The 15,635-nt window shown below is 66.6% G+C and carries 14 protein-coding genes; 6 read left to right on the top strand and 8 right to left on the bottom strand.

What is annotated here, in order from left to right:
* Positions 1-47 precede the first annotated feature (47 nt).
* Both LC092_RS13300 and guaA read right to left on the bottom strand, forming a co-directional pair.
* Entirely contained in the window at positions 48-806 is a 759-nt protein-coding gene (locus tag LC092_RS13300) for a class I SAM-dependent methyltransferase (protein ID WP_224807062.1), read from the bottom strand.
* Positions 807-882: 76 nt separating this feature from the next.
* Complete coding sequence (gene guaA, locus LC092_RS13295) at positions 883-2,430, bottom strand: glutamine-hydrolyzing GMP synthase (protein WP_224807060.1); 1,548 nt, start codon at positions 2,428-2,430, stop codon at positions 883-885.
* A gap of 276 nt (positions 2,431-2,706) precedes the next feature.
* Between guaA and LC092_RS13290 the strand changes: the two genes are divergently transcribed.
* The 4 genes from LC092_RS13290 to LC092_RS13275 all read left to right on the top strand — a co-directional run bounded on the left by LC092_RS13290 (position 2,707) and on the right by LC092_RS13275 (position 6,390).
* Positions 2,707-3,906 carry a tetratricopeptide repeat protein gene (locus tag LC092_RS13290; protein ID WP_224807049.1) on the top strand — a complete coding sequence of 400 codons (1,200 nt, stop codon included), beginning with the start codon at positions 2,707-2,709 and terminating at the stop codon, positions 3,904-3,906.
* A 71-nt stretch (positions 3,907-3,977) separates the two neighbouring features.
* A complete protein-coding gene (locus LC092_RS13285; protein WP_224807047.1) occupies positions 3,978-4,604 on the top strand; it encodes a thioredoxin family protein in 627 nt (208 codons plus the stop codon).
* 39 nt (positions 4,605-4,643) lie between these two features.
* Positions 4,644-5,288, top strand: coding sequence for a hypothetical protein (locus LC092_RS13280; RefSeq protein ID WP_224807211.1), 645 nt, complete (start codon positions 4,644-4,646; stop codon positions 5,286-5,288).
* 157 nt (positions 5,289-5,445) lie between these two features.
* A complete protein-coding gene (locus LC092_RS13275; RefSeq protein ID WP_224807045.1) occupies positions 5,446-6,390 on the top strand; it encodes a DMT family transporter in 945 nt (314 codons plus the stop codon).
* A 24-nt stretch (positions 6,391-6,414) separates the two neighbouring features.
* Here LC092_RS13275 and LC092_RS13270 read toward each other — a convergent pair whose 3' ends face one another.
* A complete protein-coding gene (locus LC092_RS13270) occupies positions 6,415-7,302 on the bottom strand; it encodes a LysR substrate-binding domain-containing protein (protein WP_224807043.1) in 888 nt (295 codons plus the stop codon).
* A gap of 205 nt (positions 7,303-7,507) precedes the next feature.
* On the opposite strand from LC092_RS13270, the gene LC092_RS13265 reads away from it, so the two are divergent.
* Positions 7,508-7,816 (top strand): DUF1127 domain-containing protein, encoded by a 309-nt coding sequence (locus LC092_RS13265; protein ID WP_224807041.1) that lies wholly within the window; start codon positions 7,508-7,510, stop codon positions 7,814-7,816.
* Positions 7,817-7,963: 147 nt separating this feature from the next.
* Here the strand turns inward: LC092_RS13265 and LC092_RS13260 are convergent, their stop codons facing one another.
* From LC092_RS13260 to LC092_RS13250, 3 genes are all read right to left on the bottom strand, one after another.
* Positions 7,964-8,716: a DUF937 domain-containing protein gene (locus tag LC092_RS13260; RefSeq protein ID WP_224807039.1), complete on the bottom strand. Its 753-nt coding sequence runs from the start codon at positions 8,714-8,716 to the stop codon at positions 7,964-7,966.
* Between the two features lie 88 nt (positions 8,717-8,804).
* Entirely contained in the window at positions 8,805-10,178 is a 1,374-nt protein-coding gene (locus LC092_RS13255) for a glutamate--cysteine ligase (RefSeq protein ID WP_224807037.1), read from the bottom strand.
* A gap of 100 nt (positions 10,179-10,278) precedes the next feature.
* The gene (locus LC092_RS13250) at positions 10,279-11,028 is read right to left on the bottom strand and encodes a 16S rRNA (uracil(1498)-N(3))-methyltransferase (protein ID WP_224807035.1); all 750 of its coding nucleotides are present in this window, start codon (positions 11,026-11,028) and stop codon (positions 10,279-10,281) included.
* A gap of 136 nt (positions 11,029-11,164) precedes the next feature.
* On the opposite strand from LC092_RS13250, the gene xseA reads away from it, so the two are divergent.
* The gene (xseA, locus tag LC092_RS13245; protein ID WP_224807033.1) at positions 11,165-12,598 is read left to right on the top strand and encodes an exodeoxyribonuclease VII large subunit; all 1,434 of its coding nucleotides are present in this window, start codon (positions 11,165-11,167) and stop codon (positions 12,596-12,598) included.
* Positions 12,599-13,435: 837 nt separating this feature from the next.
* Here xseA and LC092_RS13240 read toward each other — a convergent pair.
* Together LC092_RS13240 and LC092_RS13235 are read right to left on the bottom strand one after the other, a co-directional pair.
* Positions 13,436-14,803 carry a TRAP transporter large permease gene (locus tag LC092_RS13240; RefSeq protein ID WP_224807024.1) on the bottom strand — a complete coding sequence of 456 codons (1,368 nt, stop codon included), beginning with the start codon at positions 14,801-14,803 and terminating at the stop codon, positions 13,436-13,438.
* Positions 14,800-15,477 (bottom strand): TRAP transporter small permease subunit, encoded by a 678-nt coding sequence (locus tag LC092_RS13235; protein WP_224807023.1) that lies wholly within the window; start codon positions 15,475-15,477, stop codon positions 14,800-14,802. Before LC092_RS13235 ends, LC092_RS13240 begins: the two co-directional genes overlap by 4 nt.
* Between the last annotated feature and the right edge of the window lie 158 nt (positions 15,478-15,635).

The following is a 15,635-nucleotide window of genomic DNA, read 5'->3' as shown; positions in this document are numbered from 1 at the left end:
CTTCCAGCTTCGGCCCGTCGCGCGCTGGCGACACGGGCCCACGATGCCTATTCGGGACGACGGGCCTCGAAGGTGATCGATCGGTCGTCCGTCCGCGGCGCTCTGCCATGCTCGTAAGTGCCACAGACCGTGACATCGGCGAACCCGGTTGCCCGCAACGCCAGCGCAAGCTCCTCGACGCCCCACCAGCGCAGGCTGAAGAACTCCAGTTCGCTCGCCGCCAGTTGCCCGGCGCGCCAGCAATCGTAGCGCAGCTGCGACACGGAGGTCTGGGCGACGAAATCGGTCTCGACCAGCTGCGCGGTCAGGGTCAGCACATCGCCGTCCTGCGTCGACCACCGGCGGATGCCGGTCGAACCGCTCATGACACTGCCGACCGGATCGACATCCACGATCAGGCGTCCGTCGGGCAGCAGATGATCGAAGACGCGCTGCAGCGTGGCCATCGCCGCGCCGTGGTCGGTGATCAGCTGGAACGAGCCGGCGGGGATGATGACGGCCTCGAAGCGCTCGCCGTAGGCGAACTCCTCGAAGGTCTGGCGCGTCACATGCGCCGGGAGAGAGCGGGCCGCGCATTCGCGCCGGCAATGCTCCAGCATCTCCTCGGAGGCATCGAAGCCGACGACCTGCAACCCGGCTTCGAGCAAGGGGATCAGGACGCGGCCGTTTCCAACCGCCGGCTCGAGGATCGGCCCCGTGCTGCCGCGAAGACGCTCACGGTAGTATTCCACATCGCCGAAGGACCGGCCGATGTGCTTGTCCAGATTGTAGACCTGGGAGGCGAGGTTTCCGTATTGGTTGTTCACGTCGAGATTCCCCGGACGATTTCCGGCAAGCGCGGGTGTTGAAAGGCCGCGCGCCGAAATCAACGCGGGGCGAGGGTCACTCCCACTCGATGGTGCCCGGCGGCTTGGAGGTGACGTCGTAGACCACCCGGTTGATGCCGCGCACCTCGTTGATGATGCGCGTTGCCGCGCGGCCGAGGAACTCCATGTCGAAATGGTAGAAATCCGCGGTCATGCCGTCGACCGAGGTCACGGCGCGCAGCGCGCAGACGAACTCGTAGGTGCGCCCGTCGCCCATCACGCCGACGGTCTGCACCGGCAGCAGCACGGCGAAGGCCTGCCAGATCGCGTCATAGAGCCCGGCCTTGGCGATCTCGTCGAGATAGATCGCATCCGCCTGGCGCAGGATGTCCATCTTCTCGCGGGTCACGCCGCCGGGGCAGCGGATCGCGAGCCCCGGACCGGGGAAGGGATGACGGCCGACGAAGACATCGGGCAGCCCGAGTTCCCGGCCGAGCACGCGCACCTCGTCCTTGAACAGCTCGCGCAGCGGTTCGACGAGCTGCATGTTCATGCGCTCGGGCAGGCCGCCGACATTGTGGTGCGACTTGATGGTCACCGAGGGGCCGCCGGTAAAGGAGACGCTCTCGATCACGTCCGGATAGAGCGTGCCCTGGGCGAGGAAATCGGCGCCGCCGATCTTCTTGGCTTCGGCCTCGAACACCTCGATGAAGAGCCGACCGATGGTCTTGCGCTTCTTCTCCGGGTCGGTTTCGCCCTCGAGCGCGTCGAGGAAGGTGTCGGCCGCATCCACGTGGACCAGCGGAATATTGTAGTGCTCGCGGAACAGCGTCACCACCTGCTCGGCCTCGTTCATCCGCATCAAGCCGTGATCGACGAAGATGCAGGTGAGCTGGTCGCCGATGGCCTCGTGGATGAGGACGGCGGCCACAGCGCTGTCGACGCCGCCGGACAGGCCGCAGATCACACGGCCGTCGCCAACCTGGTCGCGGATTCGCGCCTTGGCATCCTCGCGGAAGGCGGCCATGGTCCAGTCGCCGGCAAGACCTGCGATCTTGTGCACGAAATTGGAGAGCAGCTTCGCGCCATCGGGCGTGTGCACGACCTCGGGGTGGAACTGCACCGCGTAGAACTGGCGCGCCTCGTCGGCCACCGCCGCGAAGGGGGCACCGTCGGAGACCGCCACGACCCGGAAGCCGTCGGGCAGGGCCGTCACGCGGTCGCCGTGGCTCATCCACACCTGATGGCGCGTGCCCTTGGCCCAGACGCCGTCGAACAGCGCGCAGTCGTCGACCACATCGACATAGGCCCGCCCGAACTCGCGGTGGTCAGATCCCTCGACACCGCCGCCGAGCTGGGCAACCATCGTCTGTTCGCCGTAGCAGATGCCGAGCACGGGGATGCCGGCATCGAACACCGCCTGCGGCGCGCGCGGCGTCGTGGCGTCGGTGACGCTCGCGGGGCCGCCGGACAGGATCACGGCGCTCGGGCGCATCTCGCGAAAGGCGGCCTCCGCGGACTGGAAGGGGACGATTTCCGAGTAGACGCCGGCCTCGCGCACGCGGCGCGCGATCAGCTGGGTCACCTGGGAGCCGAAGTCGATGATAAGCACTTGGTCGGTCATGCGCCGCTTCTACCCAAAGACTTCGCGGTTTTGAACCGAAATCTGCGTCCGGACCCTCATAGTGCCGCATTGTCGCCCGAAGGCTGCGGATAACCCCGGCGCGGGCGTGTCGTTTTCGCCTTGTCCTTTGACCGGGGCGGCGCACACCCCTACCCTTCGTCCTACGCTTTGCCCATGCGCGGCGGCGCCTGCCCGCGCCGCGTTTTCATAGGCGCAACCTGCGTTTCACCGCGCAGCCCCTGCGTCTCACCGCGCAGCCAAGGAGCCCCGTCGGCCATGTCGTCTTCCCTACCGCCGTCTTCCGACGATCCCGTCACAGCCGGCCTTGCCCGCGCCCTCAACGATGCGATGGCGCGCGAAAGCGCCGGAGATCTCGACGGGGCGCTGCGGATCTATCTCGACATCGTCAACCGGGAGCCGCAGGCGCATGAGGCGCGCTACCGCGCCGGCACCGCGCTGCTCAGGCGCGGCGATCTGGACGAGGCCGTCACGCTGCTGCGCCAGGTCGTGTTCACCTGCCCCGACCATCTGGCCGCACGCGCGAATCTCGGCAATGCCCTGCTGCTGCTCGATCGCCTGGAGCCGGCGCGCGACGCCTTCGTCGCCGTGCTCAAGGCGGAGCCGGACAACCGCAACGCGCTCTATGGCCTGGCGACGATCCTGCTGCGTCTCGACCAGCCGCGCGAGGCGGCGCCGCTGACGCGGCGGCTGTTGCAGGCGCTGCCCAATTCCGCCGCCGCGCTGACGCTGGACGCCGATGCCCAGGGCCCGATCGGCCAGGTTGCCGCCGCGATCGCGCAATACCGGCAGGCGTTGCGGATCGACCCGGGCTATGTGCCGGCGCTCTCCGGCCTTGCCACGATCCTGTTCCGGCAAAGCCGCTTCGACGAGGCGGAGGACTATGCCCGCCAGGCCGCGCGGGTGAATTCGAAGGACCCCGCGCCGCAGTCGCTGCTCGGCACCATCCTGCTGGCGCGCGAGGACTGGCCGGGCGCCATCGAGGCCTTCACCGCGGCCCAGACGCGCGACCCGGCCGACGCGACCTCCTCCATCAACCTGTCCAATGCGCACCGCCGCTCCGGCAATCTCGCAGCCGCGCTGCATCACGCGCGCGCCGCCTGGGATCTTGCGCCCTCCAGCAAGGCCGCCGCCAATGCGCTCGGCACGGCGCTTGCCGCCTGCGGCGCCGGCAAGCAGGCGCGTGCGGTCCTGATGGCGCAGGGCGAGCGCGACCAGCTTGCTTTCAAGGTCTGGCAGGATCTCGACGCGCTGGAACGCCATCTGGAAGAGGTCGCGGCACGGGCGCAGGCGGAGGCGGAGGCAGAGGCCGCCCGTCAGGCCGCCGCGCGAACCGCGCAGCAGGACGAGGCCGCCGAAAGCCCCGCGCAGCCCGCCGCCGACGCGCCGACGCAAGACGACGGAACCGCCGCGCCCCACGAGCCGGAAACCCTGCCGCTGTTTCCCGAGGAGCGGTGATCCTTGCGATGGATGCCAAGGCGCGAACAAGCTGATATATTCACGTCATGGAATGCGTCTGGGAGGACACGATGATCACACGCAGGCAATTCGGGATGGGTGCGCTGACCACCGGCGCGGCGCTGGCACTGGGCGGCGGGCCGCGTCCCGCCGGGGCTGCAACGCTTGGCGACGACGGTCTCTACAATCAGGACTGGTTCGTCGAGAGCTTTCTGGAGCTCAGCGACGATCTGGCGGAGGCCCATGCGGCCGGCAAGCATCTGGTGGTGATGTTCGAGCAGGCCGGCTGTCCCTACTGCCGCAAGACGCATGAGGTGAACCTGGAGCGGCAGGACTATCTCCCGTATCTGAAGGAGAACTTCGCCATCATCCAGCTCGACCTGTTCGGCTCGCGCGAGGTCACCGATTTCGACGGCGAGGCGATGGAGGAACGCGCGCTCGGGCGCAAGTGGCTGGTGAATTTCACGCCGACGCTGGTGTTCTTTCCCAACGACCCGGCGGCGGTTGCCGGAAAATCCGGCCGTGCGGCGGAAGCCACCCGGATCCAGGGCTATCTCTCGCCTTTCTACTTCTATCATTTCTTCGAATGGGTGCGCAGCGGCACCTACAAGCAGGAAGGCTTCCAGCGCTACGCCAACGCCCGGCTCGACGGGATGCGCGCGAAAGGCGAGAGCGTCGAGGACTGGCGTCTTGGATAGGCCCGGCTGCCGGTCGGATCGGCGCTTTCCTTGAGCGCAATGCACGTCCGCCCCTCGCCCCTGCAAAACCGCGTCGCGCCAGACGGAACGCTGCATGCCATTGCTGCCCGCGGCACGCTGATGGGCAATCGCGGCGGGCGGCTGCACGATCGTGCGAGCGGTCGCCTTGGCCGCGCCCGCTGGACGTCGCGACGCTGGATCGCCTGCCTGCTGTGTTTCAACGACCGGCAGCGCAGCGTGATGGGCAGTGGCTATACGGAACTGTTCTTTCTCGACGAGGCGACCGCGCTCACGGCCGGCCACCGGCCCTGCTTCGAGTGCCGGCGCGCGGATGCGCGGGCGTTTCAGGCCGCCTGGCAGAAGGCCGGCGGTCTCGACAGGCCACCGGGCGCCGACGTGATGGACCGTGCACTTCATGCCGAACGCGCCGCCTCCGCAAAGGTCTCCCTGCCCGTCACCGCGCTCGGCAAGATTCCCGAAAGCTACCCGGACGGCACGTTTTTCCGCGCGAACGGCGGCTTTTTCGCCAAGCGGATCGGCGGGCTCGTGTCATGGGGGTTCGACGGCTATCGCCCGGCGCCCGACCTTGACGCGGCGATGCCGGTCGAGGTGCTGACGCCCGCGACCGTTATCGCGGTCCTTTCGGCCGGCTATCCGCTCGGCTGGCACGAGAGTGCCGATTAAGCTCTCTCTCGCCGTTCGGCAGCGGGCGGCTCGCCGCACAAGCATCAACACCGCTCATCAATCGCGCCACATATCCTGATTGGTGGACAGAACGCGGATCGGGCATCATAGACCTCTTCACAAAGTTCTCCCGCCGTTCCTTCGACAGGCCCCTTGCATGACCGACCTTGCCCCCGCCGCGCCGCTTGGCGGCGACCCATCGCTTTCGCCGGCGGACACAGCCCTCTACGCCACCACCGTGCTGGTCTGGGGCCTGTCCTGGTATGCGCTGAAACTCCAGCTCGGCACCGCCGCGCCGGAGGTCTCCGTGTTCTGGCGCTTCGTGCTGGCGGCGGCGATCATGATGGGCTGGGCGGTCATGCGCGGTGCGCCGCTGCGCTTTTCCTGGCGCCAGCACCCGCGTTTCGCCGGGCTCGGCCTCTTCATCTTCTCCACCAATTTCACGCTGTTCTACTACGGCGGACAGCATGTCCCCTCGGGTCTGCTCGCGGTGGTGTTCTCGCTGACCTCGGTGCTCAATCTTCTGCTCGGCTTCCTGATTTTCGGCCAGCGCATCAGCCGGCGCGTGCTTCTCGGCGGGCTTTTAGGCGTCACCGGCGTCGCGCTTTTGTTCTGGCCGCAGATCGCCGGCGGGGCGGGTCAGGCCGGGATCGACGCGGGCGCCGTTGCCGGCCTCGGGCTCTGCCTTGCCGGAACGCTGTCGTTCTGCTTCGGCAGCATGGTGTCGGCCTCCAACCAGAAGGCCGGCATTTCCGTCGTTTCCGCCAGCGCCTGGGGCATGGCCTATGGCGCGCTGTTCCTGGGACTGTTCGCAGCCGTTCGCGGCGTGTCCTTCGCAGTGCCGATGACCGTCGCCTATCTCGGCAGCCTGGTCTATCTCGCGATCTTCGCCTCGGTCGTCGCTTTCGCCTGCTATCTCACGCTGATCGGACGTATCGGATCGGCACGCGCCGGCTATGCCACCGTGCTCTTTCCCGTCGTCGCGCTGATGGTGTCCACGGTGCTCGAAGGCTTCGTCTGGGGAACGGCCGCCCTGCTTGGCCTCGGCTTCGTGCTCGCCGGCAACATCCTGGTGCTCAGAAGCGGGCGCGCCCGCGCCTGAGACGGCGGGCGACCCGCCGGCTGCCTATTCGGCTGCGGCCGCCATTTGCATCGACACATTGCCGATGGCCGCCTGGATATGCGCGCAGAGCGCGTCATGCACGGGATCGATGGCGGCGGCCGCGCGGATCAGCGTGATGTCGCAGGGCGGCAGCGTCGGAAATCCGTCGCTTTCGCCGAGGATCCGCATCCCGGAGCGCACGGCACTTTCCGGCAGGACGGCGATTGCGAGCCCCGCCTGAACCGCGCCGCTGAGCGCGGCGGCACTTGAGGAACTGTAGGCGATGCAATAGCGCCGGTTGATGCGGTCGAGCAGCGAGATCGCCTGCGTCCGCCAGGAGCAGGAGGTCGGGCCGAGCGCGAGACGCACGACGTCCTCGCAATGCAGGCAATGATGCGCCGGCGCGACCCAATGCAGCGGCTCGCGGCGGATCACCTCGCCCGGCATGCGCACGCAATCGCCGGAGGTGACGATGGCGATGTCCAGTTCGCCGCGCTCGATCATCTCGCCGGTCTGCGACGATGCCTGGCATTGCACCACGATCTCGATCGCCGGATTGAGCCGGGCAAAGGCGGCCAGCACCTGCGGCAGCAACCGGTCGGCATAGTCGTCCGGCAACCCGAGCCGCACCCGGCCGACGGTGGTCGAGGCCGTGAAGGAGGCCATCGTCTCGTCGTTCAGCCGGATCATCCGCTGGGCGTATTCAACCAGACGGTGGCCGTCCTCGCTGAGCCGCGACTGGCGCCCGTCCTTGACGAAAATCGCCCGCTCGAGCCGGTCCTCAAGCCGTTTCATCTGCATGGAAACGGCCGACTGCGTCTTGTTCACCGCCTCGGCGGCCTTGGTGAAACTGCCAAGCTCGGCAATGGCGAGAAAGGTGCGCAGCTGGTCGATGTCGAGTGCATGAGGCATGGCGAATTTCCGTTGCGGCAGATGCGTTGATTTTCAATACATCACAAATTGAGATCGTTATCCATTCAAAACATTCGTTTGAGAAATGCATTTGGCACGCATAGGTTTTGTCATACCAAAGGGAACGCGGCCCCTTGTCTTCCTCCCTCAGCGCCGCAACCAGACCCCAGGCATCCGAACCCGGGTGCCGGAAAGGAGAGACGTCGTGTCACATGCCATCGACCCCTGCAGCTCCCCGCCCGCACGGTCCTCCGCCCTCGTCGCGCGTTCGTTTCTGACGGCGCTCTCCTCCGCATTGGGGACGCTGCTTCAGACCGCCTGGCGGCGGCGGAAAAACCGCCGCACCGTCGCCGGTCTGCTGGAGATGGACGATCACATCCTGGCGGATATCGGCGTCACGCGCAGCGATGTCGAGACCGCCTTGTCGCGCCGCGACTTCCGCGATCCGAGCGTGCAGCTCGCACTCTTGCGCAGCGAGGCCCGCATGCCTCGCCCGCGCATGCGCCGCCGCTAGGACCGGCGCGCAAGCGCACCTGTTCCCCTCACCGCAAGACAACGGCCCGACCCTTCCCGTTGTCTTGCCCGAGGCCCTGTCGGCCCCTCGCCGACACACCTGCCCGCCTCCTTCGAGGCGGGCTTTTTTTTGATAGAAGGCGACCCGTCAGCCGCCGGCGCCACGCCCCGGACGGCGCTCGAAGAAGCTTTCGAAGCTGCGGATCTGGCTGTCCTGAAGATCGCGGCCGAGCGCCATCCAGTTGTCTATCAGCGCGGAGCCGTCGCCCGCCGGCGCGTCGCTTCCGGCCGTTTCCGGTTCCGGGGCCGGGTCCGGCTCAGGCTCCGGTGCCTTGGCCGGTTCCGGTGTCTGCGCGGCGCTGTCGAACAGGCCCATATAGCCGTCCCAGAAGGAGCGCATGGCTTGCGCATAGGGTTCCATGACGCGCATCGGGTTGGGCACAGGCTTGGGTCGCCCGCGGGCATAGCCTGCCAGAAACGCATCGAGGAGATCGCGTGCGGGGCCGGCGGTGAAGCGCCGCGCCACCTGGCCGAGCGCCAGCGTCGCCACCACCGGCATCAGCGTTTCCACGCCGGGCCGGTCGAGGCCGGTCTGTTCGGCGATGAAATCGGCAAGCGCCGCCTGGGTCTCGGCCGGGCCGAAGAAAAGCGCCAGCGGTTCGCCGACCAGACTGTCGGGGCGCGGCAGTCCGCTCGCCCGCCCAGGACCGGGCAGCAGCGCCATCAGCGCCTCGAAACCGGAGGGCGAGGAGCCGAAATGGCGCATGCCGGCAAGGGCTGCCGGCATCAGCGCCTCGGCGGCGCGCAGGGTATCGGCATCGCCCCAGCCGAAACGGCTTTGCATGTCCCGGGAGAGCGCGGCGGGGTCGAAGGCGGCGAAGGGATTGAAGCTGTCTGTCATGGCGCGGCCTTCCGGTTCGGGTCGCGCCATCATCAAGCCTCGTGGAGCGCCGGTCAAATCCTGCCGGCGCCCCGCCAAGACAGGTGCCTCAGTAGGCGTAATCCTTGAAGGCGTGCGAAAGATCGCCGCCCCATTCGCCGGCATAGCGGCGCAGCATGACATCGGCGGGCGACAGACCGCTCGCCAGCGTCTCCTCCACCGCCGCCAGATGGACGCGCTCGTCCTGGCCGCCGTCATTGACCCGCGCGCGGCGTTTCAGCCCCTCGCGCGACAGCGCCAGCATCTCCTTGGCGAGATCGAGCACCCGGCCGTTGCGGAAGCGGGTTTCCAGCCCGCCGGCCGGCACGTCGTTGCGCAGGGCTTCCCGCTCCTCTGCGCTCCAGTCCCTGATCATCTCGTGGGCCTGATCGAGCACGCCGTCGTCATACATCAGCCCGACCCAGAGCGCGGGAAGCGCGCAGATCCGCCGCCACGGGCCGCCGTCGGCGCCGCGCATCTCGAGATATTTCTTCAGCCGCACGTCCGGGAAGAGCGTCGAGAGATGATTGTTCCAGTCGCCGATGGTCGGCGTCGGGTCGGGAATCACCCCCTTTAGCGCGCCATTCATGAACTCGCGGAAGGTGGTGCCGGTGACATCGTGATAGGTCGAGCCGCGCTTGACGAAATACATCGACACGTCGATTGCCCACTCGACATAGGTTTCGAAGCCGAAGCTGGCGTCGAAGGCGATCGGCAACCCGCCGGAGCGGTCGTTGTCGGTGTCCTTCCAGATTTCCGCCCGGTAGGAGCGGAAGCCGTTCGGCTTGCCGTCGGTAAACGGCGAATTGGCGAAGATCGCCGTCGCCACCGGCTGCAGCGCCAGACCGACCTGCATCTTCTTGCGCATGTCGGCTTCGCTGGAAAAGTCGAGATTCACCTGGATCGTCGAGGTGCGATACATCATGTCGAGGCCGAGCGTGCCGACCTTGGGCATGTAGCGCGTCATGATCTGGTAGCGCGACTTGGGCATGACGGGGATGTCCTCCCGCCGCCATGTCGGCGTCATGCCAAGGCCGAGGAAGCCGATGCCGAGCGGCTCGGCCACTTCGCGCACCTGCGACAGGTGGCAATTGGTCTCGCGGCAGGTCTGATGCAGGTTTTCCAGCGGCGCGCCGGACAGTTCGAACTGCCCGCCCGGCTCGATGGAAATCGCACCGCCGCCGACAGGATCGGCCAGGCCGATGATCAGCCCGTTGTCCTCGATCCGCTCCCAGCCGAGCAGCCGCTCCATGCCGGTGAGCACGGCCTCGATGCCGCGCGGTCCCTCGTAGGGGATCGGCGACAGATCGGCGAGATTGAAGCCGAACTTCTCGTGTTCGGTGCCGATGCGGAACGCGTCGGCCGGCTTGCATCCGGCCTCAAGGGTCGCGGCGAGTTCCGCCACCCCCGTGATCGGGGTGGAATCGATGGTGTCGCGGGCCATGCACGGTAATCCTTCGAATGGTCGGCGCGCACCATACTCAGCCGCCCCTGTCAAAACAAATGGGTTTTTCGCCGCCCCGCATCGGAGCTGTCCGCGCCCGCTATCGCCAATCGCCGCAAACCGCCTGCACAACCGCCATTGCCGCAACGGCTGCGGTGTCGGCGCGCAACACGCGCGGCCCGAGCGGGATCGCGGTCACAAAGTCGTGCGCCCGCAACAGGGAACGTTCGTCCTCGGAAAACCCGCCTTCCGGGCCGATCAGGATCGCCAGCGGCCCACGCTCAAGCTTTTCAAGCGCGGGAAGCGGGTTCTGCGTCGCCTCGCCCTCGTCGCAAAAGATCATCCGCCGTCCCGGATCGCTTTCGGCGAAACCGCGCACCAGCGCTTCCAGGGCAACGGGCTCGCGAATCTCCGGGACGCTGAGCACGCCGCATTGCTCGCAGGCCTCGATGGCGTTGGCCTGCATGCGCTCCAGATTGACGCGATTTGCCTGCGTGTGCTGCGTCAGCACCGGGCGCAGCGCGCCCGCCCCCATCTCCACCGCCTTTTGCACCATGTAGTCGAGCCGCGCGTGTTTCAGCGGCGCGAAGAGATAATGCAGGTCCGGCGCCGGCGCCTGCGGCCGCGTCTGCGCCACGCAGTGCAAGCTGGCCTGCTTGCGCCCGGTGACCGCGACTTGCGCGCGCCATTCGCCGTCGCGCCCGTTGAACAGCAGCACCTCGGCGCCGTCCTTCAGCCGCAGCACATTGACGAGGTAATTGGCCTGGGCCCGATCGGCCTCAATCACCCGGCCCTCGCCCAGGTCTCCGTCGACATGAAGGCGCTGCATGCGAAACTCGTAACGCGGCATCGAAACTCCTCACAAGACCTCACGGCGGACACGCCGCCCCGGCAGCCATTGCCTGTCGATAGCGCCCTTACGCCCCTTGACGACGGGCGGCGGGTGCGCTCCCCTCGCGGTCTCGCATTCGCACGCAGGACCCGTCTTGGCCGACAGCAGCAACATCGCCGAATACTCGGTGTCAGAGATTTCCGGCGTGATCAAGCGCACGATGGAAGACACCTTCGGCCATGTGCGCGTGCGCGGCGAATTGGGGCGGGTCTCGCGACCGGGGTCCGGCCATCTCTATCTCGACCTGAAGGACGAGCGCGCGGTGCTCTCCGGCGTGATCTGGCGCGGCCAGGCCAGCCGACTGAAGATCCAGCCCGAACAGGGGCTGGAGGTGATCGCCACCGGCAAGCTCACCACCTTCCCGGGCCAGTCGAAATACCAGATGGTGATCGACACGCTGGAGCCCGCCGGCGTCGGCGCGCTGATGGCGCTTTTGGAAGAGCGGCGCAAGAAGCTCGCCGCCGAAGGACTTTTCGCCGCAGAGCGCAAGCGCGCCCTGCCCTTTCTGCCGCGTGTGATCGGCGTCGTCACATCGCCGAGCGGCGCGGTGATCCGCGACATCCTGCACCGGATTTCCGACCGGTTCCCGCTCACTGTCCTCGTCTGGCCCGTGCGGGTTCAGGGCGAGACCAGCGCCCGCGAGGTCGCCAACGGCATCGCCGGCTTCAACAGCCTGCAGCGCGGCGGCGCGATCCCGAGGCCCGATCTGATCATCGTCGCGCGCGGCGGCGGATCGCTGGAGGACCTGTGGGGCTTCAACGACGAGATCGTGGTGCGCGCGGCGGCTGCCTCCGACATTCCGCTGATTTCCGCCGTTGGCCACGAGACCGACTGGACGCTGATCGACCATGCCGCCGACCTGCGCGCACCGACCCCAACGGGGGCCGCGGAATTCGCCGTGCCGGTGCGCGGCGAGCTGATCGCCACGCTCGACGATCTCGCGCGGCGGCAGATTTCCGGACTGTTGCGGCTGGTTGCGGCCCGGCGCACGGAGCTGCGCGCGGCGGCCGCGGCGCTGCCCTCGCCGCGCGATCTCCTGGCACTGCCGCGCCAGCGCCTCGACACCTACAGCGAGCGCCTTGCGCCGGCCCTGAATTCCAGCCTGCGCGACCGTCGCTCGCGACTGACGACCGCAACGGCACGACTGTCGCCGCATACGCTGTCGCGCGCCGTCTCGCTCGCCCGCGAGCGGCTTGACGGGCTTCAGGGCCGCATGGCCCGCGCCCACCGGCAACGTCTCGCCACCGAGCGGGCACGCCTTACCGCGTCGGCAAAACTCCTCGACAGCCTGTCCTATCGCAACGTGCTGGCGCGCGGCTATGCGCTGGTGCGCGACGATGCGGGAGCGCCCGTGCGCTCCGCCGGCCAGATCCAGCCAGGCGCTCGACTGTCCATCGAGTTCGGCGACGACACCCGGCTCGACGCCATGGCCGTGTCCGACAGCGCCGCCGCCCCGGCGGTCAAGAAACCGCGCAAGACGAAGCCGAAAGCCCCGGCCGCGCCAAAGGATCAGGGGTCGTTATTCTAGCGAGCGGCAATGCCGGCGCTATCGGGCGTCACGCCCTCCCCACACACCGCATCACCCCGGACGGAGCGCAAGCGCAGGTCCGGGGTCCATTGGCACCCTCAGCCGCTGCGCGGAGGCACGGTGTCAGCAGCAACCCCATCGCCGTCATTCCAGCGTGTGAGAGCTAAACTGTTTCTCAACTCATATTGCCTCGATGCAAGAACACACAACTAGGTATCGAATCACCGAGAATTTTACCCAGCGTAAGAATGGAGAAAATCCGAATTCCTTCAGGACCCGTGGAACACGGGCACCTCCAACCTCCGGATTACTATAATAAAAACATACCTTTAAAAGAATTTCCTTGACATGATCGAAAATATTTCGGACTCTCTAACCTTGACTCGCCGATACGCCGAAGGCGTGAGGCGAGTTGCTGTCCTCCGCGATTGAATTTAAAATTATGGGGTGCCTGGATAGTCCAGACACCCCGAAGTTGAGTTGCGCTGCACCGAAACGGCGTAACAGCCCACCTCTTTTTGCAAAATTACCATACGGGCGTTTTCGGGCATTATCAATGTCATGAGCGAGGAAGTTGCAATGCAACACTCCAGAAACAAATCCCCGATCGTTACCGCAGAAGTCGCCGCAAAAATTAAGTTCCTATGGAACTCGACGACACTCAATCAAGCACAGATTGCAGCTATACTTGGCGGATTAAATCAAGGTCGGGTTTCTGAGATCGTTCGCGGCCTACGCTTTCGAGAAGTTCCGCCTGCGACAAAGGTGTAAACCTTAAAGAAAGTAAGGGCGCACAATGCGCCCTTACTAGACAACGGCTAAGGCTCTAGTGATCCCTCACATGATCGACGGCAGGAAGGTGACGATTGCCGGGAAGGCGACCAGCCCGCCGATGGTCAGGATGTCGGCGATGAAGAACGGCGTGCAGCCGCGGAAGACTTCCTGGACGGGAATATCGTCGCGCACACCGGCGACCACGAAGCAGTTCAGGCCGATCGGTGGCGTTATCAGACAGAGCTCCGCCATTTTCACCACCAGAATGCCGAACCAGATCGCACACAGCTCGCCCGACATGCCGAAGGCGCTGTCGGCGGCGGAGACGGTGTCGCCTCCGTTGAGCGCCATCACTGCCGGATAGACGACCGGCAGGGTCAGGATCAGCATGCCGATGGCGTCCATGAACATGCCGAGCACCGCATAGGCGCAAAGGATCAGGATCAGCACCAGCCAGGGCGAGAACTCCAGCGACACGATGAAGTCGCGGAAGGCCTCCGGAAGCTGGGCGAAGCCGAGGAAGCGGACATAGACCAGCACGCCCCAGATCAGCGTGAAGATCATCACCGTCAGCTTGGCGGTCTCGTGCAGGGCCTGCCAGAGCTGCTTGCCGCGCATGCCGTTGACGAAGGCGGAGACGAGCACGACGAAGGCGCCGAGCGCCCCGGCTTCCGTCGGCGTTGCGTAGCCGAAGTAGAGCGAGCCGAAGATGATCACCACCACCGCGATGATCGGCAGCGTGCCGGGAACGGAGGCAAACCGCTGTCCCCAAGTGAAGCCGCGCACGGGCGGGGCGTCGCCCTTCCACATCGCCATGCCGACGATGATCGCGACATAGACGAGCGCGGAAAACATGCCCGGCAGGAAGCCGGCGATCAAGAGCTTCGCCACCGACTGTTCCACCAGGATCGCGTAGATCACCAGGATCGCCGAGGGCGGGATCAGCGAGGCCAGCGTGCCGCCGGCGGCGACCACCGCCGAGGACAGGCGCTTGGAATAGCCGACCGCCAGCATCTCGGGGATCGCGACGCGGGCGAAGACCGCAGCCGTTGCGACCGAGGCGCCGGAGACGGCGGCAAAGCCCGCGGTGGCGAAGACCGTGCCGACCGCCATGCCGCCCGGCATCCAGCCGAGCCAGCGTTTCGCCGCCTCGAACAGCTGACGGGTAAAGCCCGCGTAAAAGGCGAGAAAGCCGATCAGGATAAAGGTCGGCAGCACCGACAGCGAATAGGTGACGGACTTGGAGTGCGGGATGGTGCCCGCCATCTTCAGCGCCACCACGACACCGCGTTCGAAGCCGAGCTTCTGGGTGAAGATCGCGATCAGGCCGACGATGCCGACAAGGGCGGCGGCAAAGGCGACGCGCATGCCGAAGACGACCAGCACCAGCAGGATGCCGGTCATGATCAGGCCGATATCGAAGGGGGTCATCGGCGCGGTCCTTTCGTGGAGCCGGCATCGGAGCCGTCGGTCTTCATGTCATCGGAGCCGTCAACGGCACCGTCGAAGGTTTCCTCGATCTCGTGACGGGCCTGGGTCTCGATGTCGGCAAGCACGGGCACCGCGATCGGCTCCGTCTGCGGATCGCGCACCAGCCGCCAGTAGCCGTAGATCTGCAGCGTCAGCCGCAACAGCAGCAGCGAGAGCGCCACCGGAATGACCAGCTTCGACGGCCAGGTCGGCAGGCCGATGTCGATGGAGCTGTCGCCGATGGTCCAGGAGCGGTTGAAGTGGAACCAGGAGCCGTAGATCAGGGCCGCGACGACGATCCAGATCAGCACCACGCCGACGAATTCGGCGATCCACAGCGGCCGCCCGGACAATTTGCCGAGGAAGAGCTCCATGCGGATATGGCCGCCGAGCCGCTGGCAATAGGCCACGCCCATGAAGGCGAAGACCGCCATGGCCTGCTCTGTGATGTCGATGAAGCCGGGCACCGGCAGGTTGAAGCCGTTGCGGCCAATGATCTGCACCACGGCGAGCAGCATCAGGACGAGGATGCTGGCGGCGGCAATCATGTTGAACGCGTTCTCGAGCCGGGCCAGCCATCCGTCGAAGCGGAGGTAGGTCTCGGGCCGTCCACGCGTGGCGGAGGAGGATGTCATGGCGAACTCCAGCCAGCCCGCTCGATGCGGAGCCGGGTCGGGGAAACGAAGGATCCAGACGCTGGTACGAGGGGTCGTGCGCGCTCGCCAGCGCTCAGGCACACGCCTCAGGCGCGGCGAAACGGGCCGGCGCGTGACGCGCCGGCCCTTGCGCTGGA

The organism is Stappia stellulata, from assembly GCF_020176715.1.
Taxonomy (GTDB): domain Bacteria; phylum Pseudomonadota; class Alphaproteobacteria; order Rhizobiales; family Stappiaceae; genus Stappia.
Note: the sequence above shows the minus strand (reverse complement) of the source record. Positions and strands in the feature narration are given on the sequence as shown.